The organism is Blastococcus sp. SYSU DS0828 (assembly GCF_054050975.1).
In genome coordinates this window covers 82,398-105,460 of the sequence record NZ_JBJHAK010000005.1, presented here as the reverse complement: position 1 = coordinate 105,460, position 23,063 = coordinate 82,398, and the positions used below count along the sequence as shown (strand labels likewise).

Genomic DNA, 23,063 nt, shown 5'->3' with positions numbered 1-23,063 from the left:
GCGGCGGCCGCGTCGCGGCGGTGGCCACGGCTAGCGCCAGGCGAAGACCGGCTGCTCGTAGTGGACGACCCGCTGCACCTCGCCGCGGCAGGCGATCCGGCAGAACTGGTGGACCACCGCCGCCGTGGGCGCGTGCACGTGGCCGCCCAGCAGCGGCAGCCGGATCACCGGCGCCTCGGACTCGGGGATGGTCTCGACGACCGGGTCGACGTCGAGGTCGGCCAGCGGCACCTCGTGGACGGCGGCCACCTCGCGTTCGGACCCGGTGAGGCGGTCGACCGGACCGGCCCAGCAGGCCACCGGCGTCATCACGTAGCCCGAGCGCGTCACGTAGTCGTCGAGCAGCCCGAGGACGGCCGAGGGCCCCAGGTCGAGCCCGACCTCCTCGCGCAGCTCGCGGAGGGCGCCCTCGACGGGGCCCTCACCGGCGTCGAGCCGCCCGCCGGGCAGCGCCCACTGACCCGCGTGCGCCCGCAGCCCCGCGGCGCGGCGGGTGATCACCAGGCTGGGAGCGCCGTCGCGGACGGTCACGCACACGGCGACGGCCGCCTGCTTCAGCTCGGGCCGGTCCGCGGCCACCCGCGGGAAGCCGGCGAGACGCCCGGCCATGCCGTCCCGGTCCAGCGGTTCCACGGGCTCTCCTCGTACCGGCTCGCGGGCCTCGTCCGTCGCCCCACCCTCGCACGCCACCTGCTGCGGTGCCGTCCACGGGAGCAGGATGGGGCCATGGCGACGATCCACCGGACGACGATGGTGCCGACCAAGCTCGAGCTGATCGGCGGGTGGCTGCCCCGCCAGCCCTGGTACCGCCCGCCGGGCGCGCCGCCGGCGCTGCGGCGCGCCGGGGGGTTCCGGCTGGACGACCCCGCGGGCGAGGTCGGGCTCGAGTTCATCGTGGTCGCCGACGGCCCCCCAGGGCGGGAGACGACCTACTTCGTGCCGCTGAGCTACCGCGGCGCACCCCTCGCCGGGGCGGAGGAGGGGCTGCTCGGCACGTCCGAGCACGGCGTCCTCGGCACGCGCTGGGTCTACGACGCCGCGCACGACCCGGTCGCCGTCGCCCAGGTGCGGGCCTTCGTCGCGGGGGCGGCCGAGGCGCAGCACCAGGACGACAGCGACACACCCGATCCCTCGGTGGCGCGCCGCTGGACCGGTGCCGGCGCGCCGGAGGCCACCGGCTCGGTCGAGTTCGTCCGGGTGCTGCAGCCCGGCGACGGCGCACCGGGGGAGGGCGCGGGCTCGATCGAGGCCGAGTGGACCGCGGCGGACGGCACCGTCGTGCGCGGGACCGTCGCCGTCGTCCGGGCGTGACCCCGGGCCGACGGTTCCTCCCTACGCGAGCGACGCGCCGTCCACGCCGTACCGGGTGAAGAGCATCCCGTCCTCCTCGAGCACCTGGCGCAGCGTCAACCGCACCGGTGCCGGCAGGGCTGCGTCGAGCAGCCGGGCCTCGCCGCCGACCAGCGCCGGTGACACCGACAGGTCCAGCTCGTCGACGACCCCGGCCGCCAGCGCGGTGCGCAGCAGCTGCGGGCCGCCCTCGCAGGTCACCTGCTCCAGCCCGCGCCCGGCGAGCGCCTCCAGGGCGGCGGGCAGGTCCACGTCGTCGTCGCCGCACACCAGCACCTCGACGCCGGCCGCGGCCAGGGCCGCGCGGCGTCCGGGGTCGGCGGCGGCGCAGGTGACCACGATCGTGGGGGAGACGGCGGCGGTGACCAGCGTGCCCGCCGGGTCCAGCGCGGCGCGCCGGGAGACGACGGCGACCGGCGCGGTCGGGGTGCGGCCGAGCTCGTCCCGCAGCCGCCCGACCGGCGAGTCGGGCAGCACCGGCCGGTAGCCCTCGGTCGCCGCCGTGCCGTGCCCGACGAGGACGACGTCGGCGAGCGCGCGCAGCACGCGGAACACCCGGCGGTCGCCGGGCGAGCCCAGGCCGGCGCTCACCCCGCCGACGGTGATGGCGCCGTCGAGCGAGGCGATGAAGTCCATCCGCAGCCACCGCCCCGGCGGGCAGCGGTAGGCCTCGACCAGGCCGGCGTCGTCGAGCTCGGCCGGCTCGGGGAACAGCCGGCGCACGTCAGCGGGTGCCGAGCACGGCCGCGCTCTCCGGGGGCAGCGTCACCGTGCGTCCGTCGAGGTCCGGCAGCTCACCGGTCGCGAAGAGCACGTCACCGGCCGGCACGTCGAGGTCGATCTCCCGCGGCTGGTCCGCCAGGTTCGCCACCACCCGCAGGGAGCCCCGGTGCACGACCAGCCAGCGGTCGGCGTCGTCCCAGTTGACCTGCACGGCGGAGAGGTCGGCGTCCACCAGGTCCGGGTGCGCCCGGCGCAGGGCGAGCAGCGAGCGGTGCACGGCCAGCAGCCGGTCGTGGGGCTCCGCGCCCAGCTCCGACCAGTCCAGCTTCGACCGGGTGAAGGTCTCGGGGTCCTGCGGGTCGGGCACCTCGTCGGCGTCCCAGCCGTGCTCGGCGAACTCGCCCTTGCGCCCCTCCGCCGTCGCCCGGCCGATCTCGGGGTCGGTGTGGCTGGTGAAGAACTGCCACGGCGTGGCGGCGCCCCACTCCTCGCCCATGAACAGCATGGGGGTGAACGGGCTGGTCAGCACGAGCGTCGCACCGACGGCCAGCAGCCCGGGGGAGAGGGAGGCCGAGATCCGGTCGCCCACGGCACGGTTGCCGATCTGGTCGTGGTCCTGCAGATAGGTGATGAACTTCCAGCCCGGCAGCCGTGCGGTGTCCACCGGCCGGCCGTGGTGCCGGCGCCGGAAGCTCGACCACGCGCCGTCGTGGAAGAAGGCGCCGGTGAGGGTCTTGGCCAGGCCGCCCAGCCCGGCCTGCGCGAAGTCCCGGTAGTAGCCCTGGTCCTCGCCGGTCAGCGTGGCGTGCAGCGCGTGGTGGAAGTCGTCGCTCCACTGGGCGTGGATGCCCGTGCCGCCCGCCACCCGCGGGGTCACCATCCGGGGGTCGTTGAGGTCGCTCTCCGCGATCAGGGTCAGCGGCCGCCCGACGGCCGCCGAGAGGCGGTCCACCTCCTGCGCCATCTCCTCCAGGAGATGGGTGGCCCGCTCGTCGACCAGGGCGTGGACGGCGTCCAGCCGCAACCCGTCGACGTGCATGTCGCGCAGCCACATCAGCGCGTTGTCGAGGATGTAGCGGCGCACCTCGTCGGAGTCCGGCCCCGAGAGGTTGACCGATTCCCCCCAGGTGTTCGCGCCGCCCTCGCTGAAGATCGGCATGAACAGCGGCAGGTAGTTCCCCGACGGGCCGAGGTGGTTGTAGACGACGTCCTGGATCACGCCCAGGCCGCGCTGGTGGCAGGCGTCGACGAAGCGCTGGTAGGCGGCGGGGCCGCCGTAGGTCTCCTGCACCGCGTACCAGAGCACGCCGTCGTAGCCCCAGTTGTGGGTGCCGTCGAAGGCGTTGACCGGCAGCAGCTCGACGAAGTCGATCCCGAGGTCGACCAGGTGGTCCAGCCGCGCGACCGCGGCGTCCAGCGTCCCCTCCGGGGTGAAGGTGCCCACGTGCAGCTCGTAGACGGAGCCGCCGGCGAGCTGGCGGCCGGTCCACGCACCGTCGCCCCAGCGGTGGGCGGACGGGTCGAACCGGCGGGACAGCCCGTGCACGCCCTCGGGCTGGCGACGGGACCGCGGGTCGGGGCGGGGCGTGCTGTCGTCGTCCACGAGGAAGCCGTAGTCGGCCTCCGGCCCGGCCTCCACCTCGGCGCGCCACCAGCCGCCCTCGTCCCGGCGCATGTCGTGGACGGTGCCGTCGACCTGGACCCGCACGCGCTCGGGCAGCGGGGCCCAGACGGAGAACTCGACGGGTGCGGACATGCGGGGGCCTCCAGGGGGGCGGGCGGGACGGACCTGGCCGAGGGGTTCCAGGCGCGAGCTTCATGCCCGCACCGCCGGCGCCCAACCACGCGATCGAGGTCGCTGCGCTCGACGGCGCGATCGAGGTCGGTGCGCTCGACGCCGCGACCGGCCGGGGAGTCGCGTGACCGGCGTCCTCGGCGCGTTGTCGGAGGCCCGGGACGAGGACGTCCGGCCGGAACTTCTCCGCGGTGGTGCTGGAGAGCGTCTGCGCGACCGCGCTCGCCGGGCTGCTGCCGGTGATCATCGCCGTCCGTGCGAAGGTGATCGATGCGATCCGCTTCTGAGCGGCCCGGATCCGCCGGCGGCGTGCGTCCACCGCGGCGGGGTTCCGGGACGGTAGCTCCCATCCAGACCCTCCGCGGCCGCGGGGTACCCGTGTGCGCCACGGAGAGACGGCCGCCGGAGATGCCGGCGTCCCGCGCAGGAGGACTTCACCATGCCCCGTAGTCGGCTGAACGCCGTTCTCCGCTCGTACCTGCAGCCGGCGCACCGCCGGATCGCGGGGCTGCTGCCGCCGAGCGCCCGGCGGCGGTACCTGTACCTGGCCGGGCACCGGCGACTGCCTCGGCTGCGGGACCCACGGACGTTCTCGGAGAAGGTCAACTGGCGCATCCTGAACGACCGGCGGCCCGAGCTGGTGTGGACCTGCGACAAGCTGGCGGCCAAGGAGCACGTCAGCCAGCTGCAGGACCGATCAGGGATCGCCGTGCCCGAGACGCTGTGGGCGGGCGACGACCTGGGCGCAGTGGTCGGGCGGGCGTTCGACCGCCCGTGGGTGCTCAAGCCGAACCACCGCAGCGGGCTGGTGCGGTTCGGGGCGGCCGCGCAGACGATCGACGCCGCGACGGTGGCGGCGACGCGGGACTGGTTGCGGGACGACCAGGGGGTGCTGCTGGGGGAGTGGGCCTACAGCCAGGCCCGGAAGCTGTTCCTGGTCGAGGAGGACATCGCCGCCGGCGAACCGCTGGACGACTACAAGTTCTTCGTCTTCCACGGGAAGGTCGCCGCGATCCAGGTGGATCGGGGCAGGTTCACGACGGGACAGGCGAGGAACTTCTACACGCCCGACTGGGAGCCCCTCCCCGTGCAGAAGACCGTGCGGAGCGGGCCACCGACGGCAGCTCCGGAGAACCTGGCCGCGATGCTGCGCGCGGCGGAGGTGCTCGCCCAGCCCTTCGACTTCATGCGGGTCGACCTGTACACCACGGGGGACACGGTCTGGTTCGGCGAGCTCACGCCGTACCCGGGCGGCGGCGTCACCCCGTTCGAGCCGACCGAGTTCGACGAGTGGCTCGGGGCGCGGTGGTCGGTGCCGGAGCTCTCGTCCTGAGGTCAGCGTCGGCGCAGCACGTCCAGCGCCGCGGCGGGTTCCCGCAGCGCCTTCCTGGTCTTGCGGCCGAGGTCGCGCACCGTGACCAGGACGGGATTGGCGAACCGGACGCCCTCGTCGTGCGTCAGCCGGCAGGGCCGGCACCGGCCGCACGGCTTGCCGTCCAGCGGGCGGAAGCAGAACCAGCGCAGCAGGAGCAGGTCCAGGAAGCCGTGGGCCCGCGCGACCTGCCGCATCTCCTCCTTGGTCAGGTGGATCACGGGGAACGACCAGAACCGGAAGAGCTCCGACTCCGGCGAGCCGTTGAGCTGCCCCGGCTCGTCGAACACCCTGCGCTGCCAGTCGCTGAGGCCGGACTCGTAACGCTCGATGCAGAGCTCGACGTCCGACCACCCGAGCGCCTCGGCAGGACCACTCAGCCAGACGTACTGGGTGCCCATCGTCGTCTCCCGGCGCAGACGCTCCCCGATCGCCGCGTCACGCGGACCGGGCGGGTGGTCGCTCGCCAGGACGAATGCGGTGGGGGCCAGGAGGGACGGGTCCGGCAGTCGTGCGAGCACCCCTGCACGCATCGCCTCCATGGCGCGGAGCTCGAAGAGCGTGCTCGGTCGACCGGTGTCGATCACGTAGATCGGCTGCACCGGGCGTCGCTCGACGAGCACCAGGTGCAGCAGCCGGAACGACGAGTCCCAGCCGCCGGTCCACAGCAGCCGCACCCGCTCCGCGTCTCGTCCTCCGGTCACGCAGCCGGATGCTACCCACGGGGGGCCGCCCGGCTCGTCCCGGCGACCGCGGGGGCAGCCGCAGCTCGGGGGCGACGGCCAGCGGGTGCCCCCCCCGCCGTCCGCATCCACCCGGGACGCGACCGGGGACGGACCCGGGGGAGGCCGGGGCTAGGGTCGCCGGATCGATGACTGCCCATGGGGCTCGAGATGGCGGGAGACGGTCACGATGGTGCCGATCGGCAATACCCGACGCTTGCTCGTCGCGCTCAGCGTGGCCGCGATCGTCATCAACCTCGTGAGCCTCGTGCTGCGGGTGGTCGCGGCCCAGCCGGCGAACGCGGCCGAGCTCGACAGCGGCGTGCGACAGCCGGTCTTCTTCGGCTTCCAGGGCCTGCTGCGGATCTTCAGCGTCGACCAGGAGGCCAATCTGGCGTCCTGGCTGTCCGCGACGATCCTGCTGCTCTCGGCCCTGGTCGTCTGGGGGATCGCGGTGGACCGTCGCACCGCGGAGGACAGGTGGTGGCGGCACTGGGCGTTCCTCGCCGTCGCCTTCGCCTACCTCTCCGCCGACGAGGCGGCCAGGTTGCACGAATCGGCCGAGGTGGTGGTCGATTCGCTGATCGACGCCCGCGGCATCTTCTCGTTCGGCTGGATCCTGGTCGCGGCGCCCGTCGTCGTCGCCTTCGCGCTGGCCTACCTCGGATTCCTGCGCGCGCTGCCCACCTCCATCGGTCGACTCGTCGTGATCGCCGCCGTGCTGTACGTCGGAGGGGCGATGGGCGTCGAGGCCATCGGCGGCCTCGCCTACGACCTCAACGGTGGCCAGAAGGGCAGCCTGGCGTTCGTCGTGGCCTCCTCGATCGAGGAGTCACTGGAGATGGCCGGTGCCATCGTCTTCCTGGCGGCGATGATCTCGGTGTCCCGGTCGACCGTCCGGCTCGCCCGACGACCGGTCGACCTCGCCGAGCACCGGCCGGGCACCTCGCTGTCGTGACCACCTGAGCCACCTGCGGTCCGACGGCCGCGGAATGCCGCCTGCTCCCTGAGCGATCCCCGCTCGCCGTGGAAACCGCCTCGACGGGTCACGTGGCCCAGCCCGCCGGCGGCTCTCGCTCGACGGAGGGAGGTGGGGGGGCGTTGTCCGCACTAGCCTCTCGGCCACGGTGGGATACCTGTGTCCACCACGGTCAGGAGAACGTCGGACGAACAGGTGCCCCGCGCGGAAGGAGCTCGTGATGCCCCGGAGCCAGCTCAACGCGGTTCTCCGCTCGCGCCTGCAGCCCGCGCACCGCCGGTTCGCCGGCTTCCTGCCGCCGGCCGCCCGGCGGCGGTACCTCTACCTGGCCGGGCAGCGGCGCCTCCCTCGGCTCCGCGACCCGCGGACGTTCACCGAGAAGGTCAGCTGGCGCATCCTCCGGGACCGCCGGCCCGAACTGGAGTGGACCTGCGACAAGCTGGCGATGAAGGAGCACGCGCGTTGTCTCCAGCAGGAGGCCGGCGTGCTGGTGCCCGAGACCCTGTGGTGGGGCGAGGACCTGGGCGAGGTGGTCGGTCGCGCGTTCGACCGCCCGTGGGTGCTCAAGCCGAACCACCGCAGCGGCCTGGTGCGCTTCGGGGCGGCCTCGGAGGTGATCGACGCGTCGACCGTGGCGGCGACGCGGGAGTGGCTGCGGGACGACCAGAGTGCGCTGCTGGGGGAGTGGGCCTACAGCAGGGCGCGCAAGCTGTTCATGCTCGAGGAGCACATCGCCGGGGGAGCGCGCCTGGACGACTTCAAGTTCCTCGTCTTCGACGGCGAGGTCGCCGCGATCCAGGTGGACCGGGGCAGGTTCACGCGCGAGCAGACGCGCAGCTACTACACCCCCGAGTGGGAGCAGATCCCCGTCCAGCTCGTCGCCCCGTGCGGGCCGCCGATGGCGGCGCCGGAGAACCTGGCCGCCATGCTGCACGCCGCGCGGGTCCTCGGGCGGTCCTTCGACTTCATGCGGGTCGACCTCTACACCACGGGGAACGCGGTCTGGTTCGGCGAGTTCACGCCGTACCCGAGCGGGGGCACGATGCGGTACGAGCCCCGTTCGTTCGATGCCTGGCTCGGGGAGCACTGGTCCCTGCCGACGGCACCGCACCCGGTGCCGGAGCCAGGACCCCGGCGGCGTCGTGCGACCGCACCGCCCGAGGCCCGGATGGTGTCGTGACGTCGGCCGGTGGCGCGGGAGGATGCTCCGGCGCCACCGGCGGTGCCGCCTACTCCCGCACGAGCAGAGCCACCGGCAGCCGGGAGAGCACGACGTCGGCAGCGACACCGGCGACGTCCGAGACCGTCCGTCCACCGGTGAGCAGGTCCCGCCACGCGCCGTTCGGCAGCTGGAGTGCGGTGTCGCCCCAGCCGTCCTGCGCCAGCTTCGCCGGCAGCCGCGTGCCGACCACGACGACACCACCGCGGTCGTAGGCGATCACGTGGTCGGCCGCCGCCCCGGTGACCGCCACCGGCTCGTAGGCGGTGAACCACTCGGGGTGGTCCCGGCGGGCGCGCAGGGTGCGCGACACGACCAGCAGCTTCGCCGCGCCGGTCTCGTCCACCGCGGGCACCTCCCCGCCGTCGAGCCGGGCGAGCAGCTGCCGGCGCAGGGCGTAGTCCACGGGGCGGCGGTTGTCCGGGTCGACCAGGGAGAAGTCCCACAGCTCGGTGCCCTGGTAGACGTCGGGGACACCGGGCATCGTCAGCTGCAGGAGCTTCTGGGTCAGCGAGTTCGACCAGCCCAGCGGCGCGATCCGGGTGACGAAGGCGTCGATCTCCGACCGCGTCGTGGGGTCGTCGAACGCGGCGTCGACCAGGGCGTGCAGCTGCTCCTCGAACTCCTGGTCCGGAGCGGTCCAGGTGGTCGAGGTGCCGGCCTCGCGGGCCGCCTTCTCCGCGTAGGTGTGCGCCCGCTCCCGGGAGAGCGGCCACGCGCCGACCAGGTTCTGCCACACCAGGTGGGCCAGCGAGCGGTCGGCCAGCGGGTGCCGGGTGATCCAGCCCCGCACGAGCCGCGCCCAGTCGGCGGGGAGCTCGGCGAGTACCGCCAGCCGGGCGCGCACGTCCTCGCTGCGCTTGGTGTCGTGCGTGGACAGCGTGGTCATCGACCGCGGCCGCAACGCCAGCCGCCGGCGCTGTGCCTCGTGGAACTCGGCCACCGTGCTGCCGAAGCGGGCCGGGTCACCGCCCACCTCGTTCAGCGCCGCGAAGCGCGCCCACCGGTAGTACGCGCTGTCCTCGACGCCCTTGGCCATGACCGGCCCGCTGGTCTGCTCGAAGCGGGTGGCCGCCTCGGTACCGGCCTGCGAGAGCACCGGGTGCAGCGCCTCCAGCGCCGGCGCCAGGTCGGGGCGGCGTTCCCGGACCGCGGCCACGGTCCGGTCCAGGTGCTCCCGGCCGTCGGGCAGGTAGCTCCGGTAGACCGGGAAGGAGGCGAGCAGCTCGGCCAGCGCCTCGGTCTCCTGCTCCCGGTCGACCGCGCCGCCGCCCGCCCCTCCGAGCGCGCCGATGACCCGGACCAGCCGGGCGACCTCCGAGCCGAGCATCCCGTCGGTGACCTCGCGCTTGCAGTCGTGGACCAGCTGGGCGTAGTCGACCCGCCGGCCGGCGAGTTCGGTGTCCAGCGCGGTCAGCGCCGGCTCCCCGGCCGGGTCGACGAGCACCTCGTCCACCTCGGCGAGGGCGTCGTAACCCGTCGTCCCCGCCGTCGCCCAGCTCTCGGGGAGGTCCTCCCCGGGTTCGAGGATCTTCTCCACGACCGTCCACCGGCCGTCCGACGCCTGGGCCAGGCGGTCCAGGTATCCCTTCGGGTCGGCCAGCCCGTCCGGGTGGTCGATGCGCAGCCCGTCGACGGCTCCGTCGTGCACCAGTCGCAGCACCAGCTCGTGCGTGGCCTGGAAGACCGCCGGGTCCTCGACCCGCAGCCCGGCGAGCGTGTTGATCGCGAAGAAGCGCCGGTAGTTCAGGTCGCTGTCCGCGCGGCGCCAGTCCACCAGCTCGTAGTGCTGCCGCGCGTGCACCTCCTGCGGCGTTCCGTCCCCGGTTCCGGGGGCGATGGGGAAGCGGTTGTCGTAGTAGCGGAGCTCCCCGTCCACCACCTCGAGCTTCTCGACGTCGTCCGCGGAGCCCAGGACGGGGATGCGGACCTTCCCGCCGCCGAAGTCCCAGTCGATGTCGAAGGCGTCCGCGTGCGCGCTGTCCCGGCCGTGCTGCAGCACGTCCCACCACCACGGCGCCGCCGCCGGGTCGTCGACGCCCATGTGGTTGGGCACCAGGTCGAGCACCAGCCCGAGCCCGTGCTCGTGCAGCGCGGCGACGAACCGGTCGAAGCCGGCCTGCCCGCCCCGCGCCTCGTCGATGTGCGCGTGATCCACGGTGTCGTACCCGTGGTTGCTGCCCTCGGCCGAGCGGAGCAGCGGGGAGGAGTAGGCGTGGGTGACGCCGAGGTCCGCGAGGTAGCCCGCGACCTCGGCGGCGTCCTGCAGCGGGAAGCCGGCGTGCACCTGCAGCCGGTACGTCGCCGTGGGGTCCGCGCGGCGACGCTCGTCCCCGGGCACCTGGATGGGCTCGCTCACTGGGCGGGACCCGTCAGGACGATGATCGAGCGGGCCTGCACGGTCACCGTCTCGCCGGGCTTCACCTCGACCGGCTCCACCTCGTGCATCTCGGCGGTGTCGAGCACCGGCGTCCAGCTCCGCGAGTAGTCGGCGCTGGGCAGGGTGAACTCGATCGGCTCGTGCGAGGCGTTGAACGCCAGGTAGAAGTGGTCGTCGGAGACGTACTCGCCGCGCTCGTCGGTCTCCCGGATCCCGACGCCGTTGAGGTAGACCGCCAGCGACTTGGCGTAGGCGGCGTCCCAGTCCTCGTCGGCCATCTCCTCGCCGGTCGGGGCGAGCCAGGCGATGTCGGGCACCGGGTCGCCCAGCCCGCGGCGGACCGGCCGGCCGTGGAAGAACCGGCGACGGCGGAACGTCGGGTGGTCGGCGCGGAGCTTGGTGACCTTCTTGGTGAACTCCAGCAGCCCCTCGTCGACGTTCTCCCAGTCGATCCACGTCAGCGGCGAGTCCTGGCAGTAGCCGTTGTTGTTGCCGCCCTGCGAGCGGCCGAGCTCGTCACCGTGCAGCAGCATGGGCACGCCCTGGCTCAGCATCAGCGTGGTGATGAAGTTGCGCTGCTGGCGGGCCCGGCAGGCCAGCACGTCGGGGTCGTCGGTCTCGCCCTCGACCCCGCAGTTCCAGCTGCGGTTGTGGCTCTCGCCGTCGTTGTTGCCCTCACCGTTGGCCTCGTTGTGCTTATCGTTGTAGGAGACGAGGTCGCGCATGGTGAAGCCGTCGTGCGCGGTGACGAAGTTGATGCTGGCCACCGGTCGCCGGCCCGAGTGCTGGTAGAGGTCGGAGGAGCCGGAGATGCGGTCGGCGAACTCCCCGATCGTGCCGCCTTCGCCGCGCCAGAAGTCGCGGACCGTGTCGCGGTACTTGCCGTTCCACTCGGTCCACAGGGCCGGGAAGTTGCCGACCTGGTACCCGCCCTCGCCGACGTCCCAGGGCTCGGCGATCAGCTTCACCTGGCTGACGACCGGGTCCTGGTGCACGAGGTCGAAGAAGGTGGCCAGCCGGTCGACGGCGTGCAGCTCGCGGGCCAGGGCGGAGGCGAGGTCGAAGCGGAAGCCGTCGACGTGCATCTCGGTGACCCAGTAGCGCAGCGAGTCCATGATGAGCTGCAGCGCCTGCGGCGTCCGGACGTTGAGCGTGTTGCCGGTGCCGGTGTAGTCCATGTAGTACTGCTCGTCGCCCTCGACGAGCTTGTAGTACGCCCGGTTGTCGATGCCCTTGAACGACAGGGTCGGGCCCAGGTGGTTGCCCTCGGCCGTGTGGTTGTAGACGACGTCGAGGATGACCTCGATGCCCGCCTCGTGCAGGGCGCGCACCATGCCCTTGAACTCCTGCACCTGCTGACCCGCCGTCGTGTCGCTGGCGTACTCGTCGTGCGGCGCGAAGAAGCCGATCGAGTTGTAGCCCCAGTAGTTGCGCAGGCCCTTCTGCTGCAGGGTGTCGTCCTGCACGAAGCGGTGCACCGGCAGCAGCTCGAGGGCGGTGATGCCCAGGTCGGTGAGGTGCTCGATCGTCGCCGGGTGGGCGATGCCGGCGTACGTACCGCGCAGCTCCTCGGGGATCCGCGGGTTGGTCATCGTCAGCCCCTTGACGTGGGCCTCGTAGATGACCGTCTTGTTGTAGGGGGTCTTCGGCGGGCGGTCGACGCCCCAGTCGAAGAACGGGTTGACGACGACGGACTTCGGCATGTGCGGGGCCGAGTCCTCGTCGTTGCGCTCCTGGGTCTCGAAGTCGTAGCCGAAGACCGAGGGGTGCCAGGCGACCTGGCCGTCGATCGCCTTGGCATACGGATCGAGCAGCAGCTTGTTCGGGTTGCAGCGCAGGCCCTGCGAGGGGTCGTAGGGCCCGTGCACCCGGAAGCCGTACTTCTGGCCCGGGTGGACGCCGGGGAGGAACGCGTGCCAGACGTACCCGTCCATCTCGGGCAGCCGGACCCGCTCCTCGTTGCCGTCCTCGTCGAACAGGCACAGCTCCACCTTCTCGGCCACCTCGCTGAAGATCGCGAAGTTGGTTCCGGTGCCGTCGTACGTGGCACCGAGGGGATAGGCGCTACCGGGCCACACCTGGGTCATCTGGGTCGTTCCTCCTGCGCAGGGCGCCCCGGGGCTGGGGGCGGGAGACCCGGGCGCGTGCTCGCGTGACCGGGTCGGGACGGACGTCGGGACCCCGGTGCCCGCGTCCGGGGCTCGCCACACCTCCGGCGGGCGTGAGACCGGCGACCGTGCCCCGGGTCTCCGGCGGGACGCCGCTCCGACGGACGACGACGCCCCCCGCGGCGGACCGCGGGGGGCGTCGTGCGCAGGTCCGGCCGGGATGCCACCGGGGGCCCGGCCGACCGGGGGGCGGCGGTGCCACCTGCCCGGTGGGGTGGGGCCGGCGGCGCGCCGGGTCCGACCTCGCCCGGGGAGCCCCGGGTGGCGCTGGTCCTCGGCGCGGACCGCTCCTGCGACTGGGCACGCTAGGGGTGCGAGCCGGAGCAGACAAGTACCGGCCCCGCCGCCGCCGTCCCCTCCGCCCCAGCCACCGCCCGGTGCGCGCGCGACGCCTTCTGTCACACCGCCGACGTACCGTCGTCGCGTGCGCACGACCACCGATCTCCGGCCCACGCAGGGGCGCTTCCGCGTCGTCAGCGAGTTCGAGCCCGCGGGCGACCAGCCGGCGGCGATCAAGGCGCTCGCCGAGCGGGTGAACGCCGGGGAGAAGGACGTGGTCCTGCTCGGCGCCACCGGCACCGGCAAGTCCGCGACCACGGCGTGGCTGATCGAGCAGGTGCAGCGCCCGACGCTGGTGATGGCGCCGAACAAGACCCTCGCCGCGCAGCTGGCCAACGAGTTCCGCGAGCTGCTGCCCGACGCGGCGGTCGAGTACTTCGTCTCCTACTACGACTACTACCAGCCCGAGGCCTACGTCCCGCAGACGGACACCTACATCGAGAAGGACTCCTCGATCAACGAGGAGGTCGAGCGGCTGCGGCACTCGGCCACGAACAGCCTGCTCACCCGGCGCGACGTCGTGGTGGTGTCCACGGTCTCCTGCATCTACGGCCTGGGCACGCCCGAGGAGTACGTCGACCGCGCGCTGAAGATCTCGGTGGGGGAGGAGCGGGACCGCGACGAGCTGCTGCGCACCCTGGTCACCGAGCAGTACACCCGCAACGACCTCGCCTTCACCCGTGGCACGTTCCGGGTGCGCGGCGACACGATCGAGGTCTTCCCGGTCTACGAGGAGCTCGCCGTCCGGATCGAGATGTTCGGCGACGAGGTGGAGCGGCTGTACTACCTGCACCCGCTCACCGGCGAGGTCGTGCGCGAGGTGGAGGAGCTGTTCGTCTTCCCGGCCAGCCACTACGTGGCCGGCCCCGACCGCATGGAGCGGGCGATCGCCTCCATCGAGGCGGAGCTGGAGGTACGCCTGGCGGAGCTCGAGAAGCAGGGCAAGCTGCTGGAGGCGCAGCGGCTGCGCATGCGCACCACCTACGACATCGAGATGATGCGCCAGGTCGGGTTCTGCTCCGGCATCGAGAACTACTCGCGGCACATCGACGGCCGGGCGGCCGGTAGCGCCGGTGCCTGCCTCATCGACTACTTCCCCGACGACTTCCTGCTGGTCATCGACGAGTCGCACGTGACCGTGCCGCAGATCGGCGGCATGTACGAGGGCGACATGAGCCGCAAGCGCACGCTCGTCGAGCACGGGTTCCGGCTGCCGTCGGCGATGGACAACCGCCCGCTGAAGTGGGAGGAGTTCGCCGACCGGATCGGCCAGACGGTGTACCTCTCGGCAACGCCCGGGGACTACGAGCTCGGCCGCGTCCAGGGCGACGTCGTCGAGCAGGTCATCCGGCCGACGGGGCTGGTCGACCCGGAGGTGGTGGTGAAGCCGACGAAGGGGCAGATCGACGACCTGGTGCACGAGATCCGCCTGCGCACCGAGAAGGACGAGCGGATCCTGGTCACCACGCTCACCAAGAAGATGGCCGAGGACCTGACCGACTACCTGCTCGAGCTGGGCATCAAGGTGCGGTACCTGCACTCCGAGGTCGACACCCTGCGCCGCGTCGAGCTGCTCCGGGAACTCCGGCAGGGCGAGTACGACGTGCTCGTCGGCATCAACCTGCTGCGCGAGGGGCTGGACCTGCCCGAGGTGTCGCTGGTGGCGATCCTCGACGCCGACAAGGAGGGCTTCCTCCGGTCGGGCAAGTCACTGATCCAGACGATCGGCCGCGCGGCGCGCAACGTCTCCGGCCAGGTGCACATGTACGCCGACAAGATCACCCCGTCCATGGCCCAGGCGATCGACGAGACCAGCCGCCGGCGCGAGAAGCAGATCGCCTACAACACCGAGCGGGGCATCGACCCCCAGCCGCTGCGGAAGAAGATCGTCGACATCCTCGACGGTATCTACCGCGAGGCGGAGGACTCGGAGTCGGTCGAGCTCGTCGGCGGATCGGGGCGGCAGCAGTCCCGCGGCAAGGCCCCGGTGCCGGGGCTGTCGTCGAAGGGCAAGGTCAAGGCCGGCTCGATCGACGTGCAGGGCCTGCCGCGTGCCGAGCTGGCCGACCTGATCACGCAGATGAACGAGCAGATGCTCGCCGCCGCCCGCGAGCTGCAGTTCGAGGTCGCCGCCCGCCTGCGGGACGAGCTGAACGAGCTGAAGAAGGAGCTGCGCCAGTTCGACGCCGCGCACGCCTGACGGCGGCCGGCCGGTGGGCCCGGGAGCGGGGCACCGGGCGGCGCGCCTGGACGCACGGGCGGTGGTTCCGGCGCCCTCGGGGTAGCGTGTCGCCCAGCACCCCGGCGCCCGCATCCGACGACGTCTGCACGGCGGCGGGATGCACAATGGAGGGGAGTATCCCCGCGCGGCAGCGTCGTCATCACGAGGTCCCATGGCCTCCGGTGCTGCCGGCCGCAGGCCTCGGGCCGGCGGCGGGAGAGACCTCCGGTGCCGGATGGCTGGCAGTGATACCGGAGGTCTTCTGCAATGGACGTGCCCTTCTGGGTGTGGGCGGTCACGGTCGGCGCGATCGTGGGCATGCTCGTGTTCGACTTCTACGGGCACGTGCGCACGCCGCACGCGCCGACCCTGCGGGAATCGGCCACCTGGTCGGCCATCTACGTCGGGATCGCGGTCGTCTTCGGACTGCTGATCCTGTGGGCCTACGGCGGCAGGTACGGCGGTGAGTACTTCGCCGGCTACATCACCGAGAAGAGCCTCTCGGTGGACAACCTGTTCGTCTTCGTGCTGATCATGGCGAGCTTCGCGGTACCGCGGGAGCTGCAGCAGAAGGTGCTGCTGTTCGGGATCGCGTTCGCGCTGGTCCTGCGGACCGCCTTCATCCTCGTCGGCGCCGCGGCGATCAACAACTTCAGCTGGGTCTTCTACCTCTTCGGCGGATTCCTCATCTACACCGCCTGGGCGCAGGCGCGCAGCGGCGGGCACAACGAGGACGAGGAGTTCAAGGAGAACCTCCTCCTCCGCCTCACCCGCAAGGCCGTGCCGACGACGAAGGAGTACCACGGCGACCGGATGGTCACGAAGCTCGAGGGCAAGCGCTACATCACGCCCCTGGCGATCGCACTGGTGGCCATCGGCAGCGCCGACATCCTCTTCGCCGTCGACTCCATCCCGGCGATTTTCGGGCTGACCCAGGAGACCTACCTGGTGTTCAGCGCCAACGCCTTCGCGCTGCTCGGGCTGCGGCAGCTCTTCTTCCTGATCGACGGCCTGCTCGACCGCTTGGTCTACCTGGCCTACGGCCTCGCGGTGATCCTCGGCTTCATCGGGATCAAGCTGCTCATCCACGCCCTGCACGAGAACGAGCTGCCGTTCATCAACGGTGGGGAGCACGTCACCGTGGTGCCCGAGATCCCGACGTGGCTGTCCCTGACGGTCATCCTCGTCACCCTGCTGATCACCACCGTCGCCAGCCTGGCCAAGAACAAGCGCGACGAGGCAGCCGGCTACACCAGCCCGACGGGTGCCGGGGACCCGGGCGCCGACCGGACCGGGCGCAACGTGCCCGCTCCGGGGAGCCACGACGGTCTGGACACCCCCGGGCGCGGCGAGGGTCCGCCGGACCCGAGGAACGCCCCGGTGACCTCGCGGGACGACGGCTCGACGGACTGAGCCCCGGCCGGCTCCGCCCGGGGTGGTCTCCCCGGGCGGAGCCGGCCGTCCGGCGGGCCGCGGCGGCACGTGAGCAGCCTCACCGCCCCCGGCCCGTCGTTCGCCGGGCGGGCCGCCGTTCCGGTACGTAGCGTTCCGGCGCGTGGCCCTCCCCGTCTGGTTCGAGGTCGCGACGCTGGTGGGGCTGACCGTCCTGCTGCTCGCCGACCTCGCCATCGTCGCCCGCCGCCCGCACGAACCCAGCACGAAGGAGGCGGGAGGCTGGGTCGCGTTCTACGTGGCGCTGGCCCTCGTGTTCGGCGGAATCCTGTTCTGGGTCGCCGACGGCACCTCCGCGACCGAGTTCTACGCGGGCTGGCTGACCGAGTACTCGCTCTCGGTCGACAACCTGTTCGTGTTCGTGATCATCATGGCCCGCTTCCGGGTGCCGCGGCACCTGCAGCAGGAGGCCCTGATGGTCGGCATCATCATCGCGCTGGTCCTGCGCGGCATCTTCATCCTGCTGGGCGCCGCGGTGATCGAGCGCTTCACCTGGGTCTTCTACGTCTTCGGTGCGTTCCTCGTCTACACGGCGATCAACCTGGTCCGCCACCGCGGCGAGGACGAGGACTACGAGGAGAACCCGTTCATCCGGCGCATGCGCAGGGTGCTGCCGATGACCCAGGACTTCCGGGGCGCCAAGGTCCGGGTCACGGAGAACGGCGCGAAGCTCTGGACGCCGATGATCATCGTCTTCCTCGCCCTGGGGACGACCGACCTGCTCTTCGCGCTCGACAGCATCCCGGCGATCTTCGGCCTCACCCAGGAGGCGTTCATCGTCTTCACGGCCAACGTCTTCGCGCTCATGGGGCTGCGTCAGCTCTACTTCCTGCTGGGTGGCCTGCTCAAGCGCCTGGTCTACCTCTCGCTTGGCCTCGCCGTGATCCTCGCCTTCATCGGGGTCAAGCTGGTGATGGAGGCGCTGCACACGAACGAGCTGCCGTTCATCAACGGCGGCGAGCACATCGAGGCCGTTCCCGAGATCCCGATCTGGCTGTCGCTGTCGGTCATCCTCGGCGTCCTCGTGGTCGCCACGATCGCCAGCCTGCTGCGCACGCGGGGCCAGCTCGTCTCGGCCGACGAGCCGGTGATCGAGCCGGAGGAGGCCGAGGCGGTGGCGCCGGGAGGGCCCGAGGCCGCAGCAGCGGCCGAGGCGCGGATCGCCGACACCAGCGGCCCGGGCGGAGGCGGCGCAGCACGCTGACGGCGACGGCCCGGCCGCCGGGCGGCCGGCCCCGATCCCTCGGCTAGCGTCGCCGGCATGCGCCCGTCGGACCTCGCCCTCCTGCGCACGCCGGGGACGCCGACGGTCTCGCCCGACGGTCGGATGGCGGTCGTGGCCGTCGGCTGGCCCGACCCCGTCGCCGACGAGTACCGCAGCCAGCTGTGGGCGGTGCCCACCGACGGCTCCGCGCCGGCGCGCCCGCTCACCACCGGCCGGTGCGACACCGACCCGCAGTTCTCCCCGGACGGTCGGTGGTTGGCCTATCTGGGCGCGGAACCAGGTGGCCGTCCGCAGCTGCAGGTGCTGCCCGCCGCCGGTGGCGCGCCGCGTCGGCTGACCGACCACCCGCTGGGTGCCGGTGCGCCGGCCTGGTCCCCGGACTCCCGCCGCATCGCCTACGTCGCACGGGTGCCCGAGCACGGCCGGTACGGCACGGTCCCCGGTGTGCGCCCGGAGGCCGAGCCGCCGCGCCTGATCACCACGCTGACCTACCGCCGGGACGGGCTGGGCTTCTTCCGCGACCGCCCCGCCCAGGTCTTCGTCGCCTCGCTGCCGGCCGACTTCGCCGACGACACCGCCGCGCCCCCGCAGCCGGTGCAGGTGACGGCGGGGGAGGCGGACTGCGCGGACGTGGCCTGGCGCCCGGACGGCGCCGAACTGGCGTTCGTGTCGGCGCGCCACGACCGGGCGGACAGGGACCTGGTCCGGGACGTGTACGTCATCGGTCCCGACGGGTCCGCGCTCCGTCGCGTCACGCAGTCCCGCGGCGACTGCTCCTCCCCGGCGTACACGCCGGACGGCGCCACGATCGTGCTCACCGCGATCCCCGACCTGGGCCCGGACGGCGTGGACGCGGCCGCCCGGCAGCCGGTGCCCTGCCGGGTCCCCGTCGACGGCGGCCCGCTGGCGGTGCTCCTCGACCCCGAGCAGCACGGGCGGGGCGACACCACCCCCGCGACCGTGCTGGCCGACGGAGCGGTGCTGGTCGGCGTCCAACGACGGGGCGCGGTCGAGCTGCTGCGGGTACCGCTGGACGGCGGGCCACCCGAGACGCTCGTCGACGGCCCGTTCACCGTCCGGGGCATCGCCGCCGGGGGCAGGGTCGTCGTCGCCACGGTGGGCCACGACCGGTCGGCCGGGGAGCTGCTGGCCCTCGGCGGTAGGGGGCGCCGGCTGCTCACCGGCTTCGGCCGCCACCTCGGTGCCACCGGTCGGCTGCACCGGATGCGGGAGTGCACCGCGCACGCCCCCGACGGGTACCCGGTGCACGGCTGGGTGACCGCGCCACCGGGGCCGGGCCCGCACCCGGTGCTGCTCGTGGTGCACGGCGGGCCGTTCCGCCAGTGCGGCTGGGAGCTGGCCGAGGAGGTCCAGGTCCTCGTCTCCGCCGGGTACGCGGTCGTGCAGTGCAACCCGCGTGGTTCCTCCGGCTACGGCGCGGCGCACGGGCGGGCCGTCCGGGGCGCGTGGGGCGGCCCGGACGCCGACGACGTCCTGGCCTTCCTCGACGCGGTGCTCACCGAGCCGGCGCTGGACGCCGGTCGGGTGGGGATCATGGGCAGCGCCTACGGCGGCTCGCTGGCCGCGCTGCTGATCGGCCGGACGAACCGGTTCGCGGCGGCCGTGGTGGAGGGGGCGCTCACCGACCCGGTCGCCTTCGCCGGTACCTCCGACGCGGGCTGGTACCTGGTCGACACGCATCTGGGCACCGACCCAGAGCGGTTGGCGGCGCAGAGCCCGCTGGCCCGGGCAGGGACGATCCGCACCCCGACCCTGGTCGTCCACGCGGAGGAGGACCGGCGGACGCCGCTGGAGCAGGGGCAGCGGCTGTACGCGGAGCTGGTCCGGCGCGGGGTGCCGGCAGAGCTGCTCCTGTTCCCCGGCGAGGGGCACGAGCTGGCGCGACGCGGCCGCCCCCGGCACCGGGTGGACCGCCTGGAGCACCTGCTCCGCTGGTGGCGCCGGTGGCTTCCGGTGGACGGGGCCGGCCGGGCGGGCTGAGGTCCCGCCCGCCCGGCGACGGTCGCCGAGCGTCGCAGCCCGTCACGGAGGGTCGTTTCCGTTTTCTGCGTGTCGTGACCTGGCTCACGCCTGAATCCGCTGGTCGGCCGCGGAGAAGAGCCCTCGGCGGGTGGGTGCCGCGCGGGCTCCTGCCAGTTCCGGATCGCGAACTCCCCCTATGCAAGCGCCCTCTCCTCCGGTGGAGTTCCGGTGCCGGCAAGGGCGCCGGCGCCGGCGGGGATCCCGCCGACCACCGATCGAAAGGGATCGAGCGTGAACGAACGACGGACCGCGTCCGCACGACGGACGGCGGCTCGAGCCATCGCACTGGGCACCAGCGGACTGCTGCTGGCGCTGGCCCTCCCCGCCACGGCCACCGCCGCACCGCGGGACTCGAACACCCTGCCCCGGGATCCGTGCGACCGCCGGCACAACATCACGTACGAGAAGCTGCTGGAGTGCGTCGACCTCGAGGACATCCTCGAGCACCAGCGCGCGTTCCAGGAGATCGCGGACAACAGCGACGACCCGGTCTACCCGGGCAGCCGCGCGGCGGGCACGGACGGCTACGCCGACAGCGTGGAGTACGTCGCGGGCCTGCTGCGGCAGGCCAGGTTCGACGTCACGCTCGACCCGGTCGAGGTCACGTTCAACTTCCCCGCCGAGCTGCGCCAGCTCACCCCCGTCGAGGCCGAGTACGAGACCGGGGTCTTCACCGGCAGCGGCTCGGGCACGGTGGAGGGCGCCGTCGTACCGGTCGACCTCGCACTGACCGACCCGGCCGCCTCCAGCAGCGGCTGCGAGGCCGAGGACTTCGCCGGGCTGGACCTCACCGGCCCGGCCGACATCGCCCTCGTCCAGCGCGGCACCTGCAACTTCGGCGACAAGGTGGCCAACGCCGAGCAGGCCGGCGCCGAGGCGGTGATCATCTTCAACCAGGGGAACGGCCCCGACCGCATGGAGCTGATCGTCGCCAACGCGGCGACCCTCGGCGACGGCACCACGGTGCAGCACGGCATCCCGGTCGTCGGTGCCAGCTTCGCGCAGGGCGAGGCCCTGGCGGCCGACGGTGCCACCGCCTTCGTGAAGGTGCTCCCCGCGGAGACCCGCACCGACTACAACGTCATCGCGGAGCTGCGGGGCAGGGACCGGAACAACGTCGTCATGGCGGGTGCCCACCTGGACAGCGTCGAGGTCGGACCCGGTATCAACGACAACGGCTCGGGGTCGGCGGCGCTGCTCGAGACGGCGCTGTCGATGGCTCGGATGAAGCCGCACAACACGTTGCGGTTCGCGTGGTGGGCCGCGGAGGAGCAGGGGCTGGTCGGCTCGACGAGCTACGTCGAGAAGCTGCCGCAGTCCGAGCTCGACCGCATCGCGCTCTACATGAACTACGACATGGTCGCGTCGCCGAACTACGTGCAGATGGTCTACGACTCGGACGAGTCCACCTGGGACGCCTCGGCCCCGATCCCGGCGGGCTCCACCGCGATCGAGGACCTCTACGAGTCGTACTACACCAAGATCGGGGTGCCCTACGACGACGCGGAGTACTCCGGCCGCAGCGACTACCAGGCGTTCATCAACGCCGGCATCCCGTCCGGGGGTCTGTTCACCGGCGCCGAGGTGCGCAAGACCGAGGAGCAGGCGGCGATCTGGGGCGGTACGGCGGGCGAGCAGTTCGACCCGTGCTACCACCTGGCCTGCGACCAGATCGACAACATGGCCCTCGACGCGCTGGACGTGAACAGCGACCTCATCGCCTTCGCGATGCTCACGTTCGCCTTCTCCACGGAGTCGGTGAACGGCGTCCCGGGCCGACCGGTCCCCGGTCCGGCGTTCGAGCTGCCGGCCCCGGCCGGCGAGCAGGGCACGTTCAGGGAGGCGGCCGGCGGCGGCGGCCTCGCGCACGACCACGTGCACGGTCACGAGGTCGTGGACTGACGACTGACGGCTGACGGGGCGCGGCCGCACCGGCCGCGCCCCGTCGGCCTCCGACCGGTCGAGCCGTCGCCGGCGTTCCCACGGGGACGCCGGCGGCGGCTCGTCGGCTACCGGGCCTCGTCCAGGTGGCGCACGACGCGTGCCGGGTTGCCGACCGCGACGACGTCGGCCGGCAGGTCCCGGGTGACGACGGCGCCCGCGCCGACGACCGTGTTCGCGCCGATCGTGACGCCCGCCAGGACGATGACCCCGCCGCCGAGCCAGACGTTGTCGCCGATGGTGATCGGCTGCGCGGCCTCCCACTTCTGCCGCCGCGGCTCCGCCTCCACCGGGTGCGTGGGCGTGAGCAGCTGGACGTTGGGCCCGATCTGCACGTCGTCCCCGATGGTGATGGGGGCGACGTCGAGGGCGACCAGCCCGAAGTTGGCGAAGCAGCGGGCGCCGACGGTCAGGTGCCGGCCGTAGTCGACGCGCAACGGCGGGCGCAGCTCGGTGTCCTCGCCGACCGACCCCAGCAGCTGCTCGAGCAGCTTCCGGCGCAGCCCGGCCTGGCGGACCGACGTCGCGTTGTAGGCGTCGGCGAGGTCGAGGGCCCGCGAGCTGAGCTCGCCGAGCTCCGGGTCGTCGGCGAGGTACGGCTCGCCGGCCAGCATCCGTTCGCGCATGGAGCGACCGTCGTCCCGCGGCGTCGTCATGCGCCCAACCTACGGTCGGGGCACTCCCCGGCGCCCCGGGCGTCCGGGGGATGCCGGACGGGGCCCGGGGGCCTACCGTGCGCAGGATGGCGCTCATCTACCCGGTCCGGATCGACTCCCCGGAGCCCGACGAGGACGCGGCCCCCGACTTCGCCGAGCTCGCCGCCGACCTGTCGGACCAGTGGCTCGTCGAGGTCGACCTGGGCGAGGACGGCGACGACGCCTGCTTCGGCCCGCTCACCCCCCGCGCGGCGTGGGACCTGGCGCTCGGCGTCGACGAGCGGCGCCCGGAGTGGTCGGTCTCCGTGCTCCCGCTGCACGTGCCCGGCACGCCCGACGAGCTGGTGGCGCTCTTCACCGAGGACTGACGCCGCGAGCGGGGCCGGCCACGCGCCCCGCGTGCCGTTCGACCCGCCCGTGGATGAGGTCTCTCTCATCCACGGCTCACCGGGGTGCCACGCGAGCTGGGCACGGTGGG

Annotated in this window: 17 protein-coding genes; 10 read left to right on the top strand and 7 right to left on the bottom strand. The window is 72.9% G+C overall.

Translation table 11 applies throughout. The features are described from left to right. Positions 1-30: 30 nt before the first annotated feature. Positions 31-633, bottom strand: a complete 603-nt coding sequence (locus tag ACI79Q_RS05675; protein ID WP_456614356.1) for an NUDIX hydrolase — start codon at positions 631-633, stop codon at positions 31-33. Between the two features lie 93 nt (positions 634-726). Here ACI79Q_RS05675 and ACI79Q_RS05670 point away from each other — a divergent pair, with 93 nt between their 5' ends. Further along, positions 727-1,311: a maltokinase N-terminal cap-like domain-containing protein gene (locus tag ACI79Q_RS05670; RefSeq protein ID WP_456614355.1), complete on the top strand. Its 585-nt coding sequence runs from the start codon at positions 727-729 to the stop codon at positions 1,309-1,311. 21 nt (positions 1,312-1,332) lie between these two features. On the opposite strand, the gene ACI79Q_RS05665 is transcribed toward ACI79Q_RS05670, so the two are convergent. After that, positions 1,333-2,073 carry a dihydrofolate reductase family protein gene (locus tag ACI79Q_RS05665; RefSeq protein WP_456614354.1) on the bottom strand — a complete coding sequence of 247 codons (741 nt, stop codon included), beginning with the start codon at positions 2,071-2,073 and terminating at the stop codon, positions 1,333-1,335. A gap of 1 nt (position 2,074) precedes the next feature. Beyond that, on the bottom strand, positions 2,075-3,829 hold the full coding sequence (gene treZ / locus ACI79Q_RS05660; RefSeq protein ID WP_456612875.1) for a malto-oligosyltrehalose trehalohydrolase: 1,755 nt from the start codon (positions 3,827-3,829) through the stop codon (positions 2,075-2,077). A gap of 478 nt (positions 3,830-4,307) precedes the next feature. Here treZ and ACI79Q_RS05655 point away from each other — a divergent pair, with 478 nt between their 5' ends. Beyond that, the gene (locus ACI79Q_RS05655) at positions 4,308-5,201 is read left to right on the top strand and encodes an ATP-grasp fold amidoligase family protein (protein ID WP_456614353.1); all 894 of its coding nucleotides are present in this window, start codon (positions 4,308-4,310) and stop codon (positions 5,199-5,201) included. A gap of 2 nt (positions 5,202-5,203) precedes the next feature. On the opposite strand, the gene ACI79Q_RS05650 is transcribed toward ACI79Q_RS05655, so the two are convergent. Continuing rightward, positions 5,204-5,944, bottom strand: coding sequence for a hypothetical protein (locus ACI79Q_RS05650; protein ID WP_456614352.1), 741 nt, complete (start codon positions 5,942-5,944; stop codon positions 5,204-5,206). Between the two features lie 211 nt (positions 5,945-6,155). Here ACI79Q_RS05650 and ACI79Q_RS05645 point away from each other — a divergent pair, with 211 nt between their 5' ends. Together ACI79Q_RS05645 and ACI79Q_RS05640 are read left to right on the top strand one after the other, a co-directional pair. Next, a complete protein-coding gene (locus ACI79Q_RS05645) occupies positions 6,156-6,920 on the top strand; it encodes a hypothetical protein (RefSeq protein ID WP_456614351.1) in 765 nt (254 codons plus the stop codon). A 241-nt stretch (positions 6,921-7,161) separates the two neighbouring features. Further along, positions 7,162-8,121, top strand: a complete 960-nt coding sequence (locus ACI79Q_RS05640; RefSeq protein ID WP_456614350.1) for an ATP-grasp fold amidoligase family protein — start codon at positions 7,162-7,164, stop codon at positions 8,119-8,121. 49 nt (positions 8,122-8,170) lie between these two features. On the opposite strand, the gene treY is transcribed toward ACI79Q_RS05640, so the two are convergent. Both treY and glgX read right to left on the bottom strand, forming a co-directional pair. Next, positions 8,171-10,519 (bottom strand): malto-oligosyltrehalose synthase, encoded by a 2,349-nt coding sequence (gene treY, locus ACI79Q_RS05635; RefSeq protein WP_456614349.1) that lies wholly within the window; start codon positions 10,517-10,519, stop codon positions 8,171-8,173. After that, complete coding sequence (gene glgX, locus ACI79Q_RS05630; RefSeq protein ID WP_456598848.1) at positions 10,516-12,627, bottom strand: glycogen debranching protein GlgX; 2,112 nt, start codon at positions 12,625-12,627, stop codon at positions 10,516-10,518. The genes treY and glgX overlap by 4 nt, the downstream gene beginning before the upstream one ends. Before the next feature lie 505 nt (positions 12,628-13,132). On the opposite strand from glgX, the gene uvrB reads away from it, so the two are divergent. The 5 genes from uvrB (at position 13,133) to ACI79Q_RS05605 (ending at position 21,890) form a co-directional block, all read left to right on the top strand. Next, complete coding sequence (gene uvrB / locus ACI79Q_RS05625; protein WP_456587807.1) at positions 13,133-15,247, top strand: excinuclease ABC subunit UvrB; 2,115 nt, start codon at positions 13,133-13,135, stop codon at positions 15,245-15,247. A gap of 288 nt (positions 15,248-15,535) precedes the next feature. Next, positions 15,536-16,681, top strand: a complete 1,146-nt coding sequence (locus ACI79Q_RS05620; RefSeq protein ID WP_456614348.1) for a TerC family protein — start codon at positions 15,536-15,538, stop codon at positions 16,679-16,681. A gap of 142 nt (positions 16,682-16,823) precedes the next feature. Beyond that, positions 16,824-17,924: a TerC family protein gene (locus ACI79Q_RS05615; RefSeq protein ID WP_456590306.1), complete on the top strand. Its 1,101-nt coding sequence runs from the start codon at positions 16,824-16,826 to the stop codon at positions 17,922-17,924. Between the two features lie 57 nt (positions 17,925-17,981). Continuing rightward, on the top strand, positions 17,982-19,946 hold the full coding sequence (locus tag ACI79Q_RS05610; protein ID WP_456614347.1) for a S9 family peptidase: 1,965 nt from the start codon (positions 17,982-17,984) through the stop codon (positions 19,944-19,946). A 273-nt stretch (positions 19,947-20,219) separates the two neighbouring features. Beyond that, on the top strand, positions 20,220-21,890 hold the full coding sequence (locus ACI79Q_RS05605; RefSeq protein WP_456614346.1) for a M28 family metallopeptidase: 1,671 nt from the start codon (positions 20,220-20,222) through the stop codon (positions 21,888-21,890). A gap of 107 nt (positions 21,891-21,997) precedes the next feature. Here the strand turns inward: ACI79Q_RS05605 and ACI79Q_RS05600 are convergent, their stop codons facing one another. Continuing rightward, positions 21,998-22,585 (bottom strand): sugar O-acetyltransferase, encoded by a 588-nt coding sequence (locus ACI79Q_RS05600; protein ID WP_456596471.1) that lies wholly within the window; start codon positions 22,583-22,585, stop codon positions 21,998-22,000. An 86-nt stretch (positions 22,586-22,671) separates the two neighbouring features. Here ACI79Q_RS05600 and ACI79Q_RS05595 point away from each other — a divergent pair, with 86 nt between their 5' ends. Further along, on the top strand, positions 22,672-22,953 hold the full coding sequence (locus ACI79Q_RS05595) for a hypothetical protein (RefSeq protein WP_456590310.1): 282 nt from the start codon (positions 22,672-22,674) through the stop codon (positions 22,951-22,953). Positions 22,954-23,063: the final 110 nt, after the last annotated feature.

Excerpts from the sequence above, each read along its gene's own strand:
- ACI79Q_RS05670 (WP_456614355.1), top strand. The coding sequence starts at position 727 with ATGGCGACGATCCACCGGACGACGATGGTGCCGACCAAGCTCGAGCTG.
- treZ (WP_456612875.1), bottom strand. The coding sequence starts at position 3,829 with ATGTCCGCACCCGTCGAGTTCTCCGTCTGGGCCCCGCTGCCCGAGCGC.
- ACI79Q_RS05655 (WP_456614353.1), top strand. The coding sequence starts at position 4,308 with ATGCCCCGTAGTCGGCTGAACGCCGTTCTCCGCTCGTACCTGCAGCCG.
- ACI79Q_RS05640 (WP_456614350.1), top strand. The coding sequence starts at position 7,162 with ATGCCCCGGAGCCAGCTCAACGCGGTTCTCCGCTCGCGCCTGCAGCCC.
- glgX (WP_456598848.1), bottom strand. The coding sequence starts at position 12,627 with ATGACCCAGGTGTGGCCCGGTAGCGCCTATCCCCTCGGTGCCACGTAC.
- ACI79Q_RS05620 (WP_456614348.1), top strand. The coding sequence starts at position 15,536 with ATGGACGTGCCCTTCTGGGTGTGGGCGGTCACGGTCGGCGCGATCGTG.
- ACI79Q_RS05610 (WP_456614347.1), top strand. The coding sequence starts at position 17,982 with ATGCGCCCGTCGGACCTCGCCCTCCTGCGCACGCCGGGGACGCCGACG.
- ACI79Q_RS05600 (WP_456596471.1), bottom strand. The coding sequence starts at position 22,585 with ATGACGACGCCGCGGGACGACGGTCGCTCCATGCGCGAACGGATGCTG.
- ACI79Q_RS05595 (WP_456590310.1), top strand. The coding sequence starts at position 22,672 with ATGGCGCTCATCTACCCGGTCCGGATCGACTCCCCGGAGCCCGACGAG.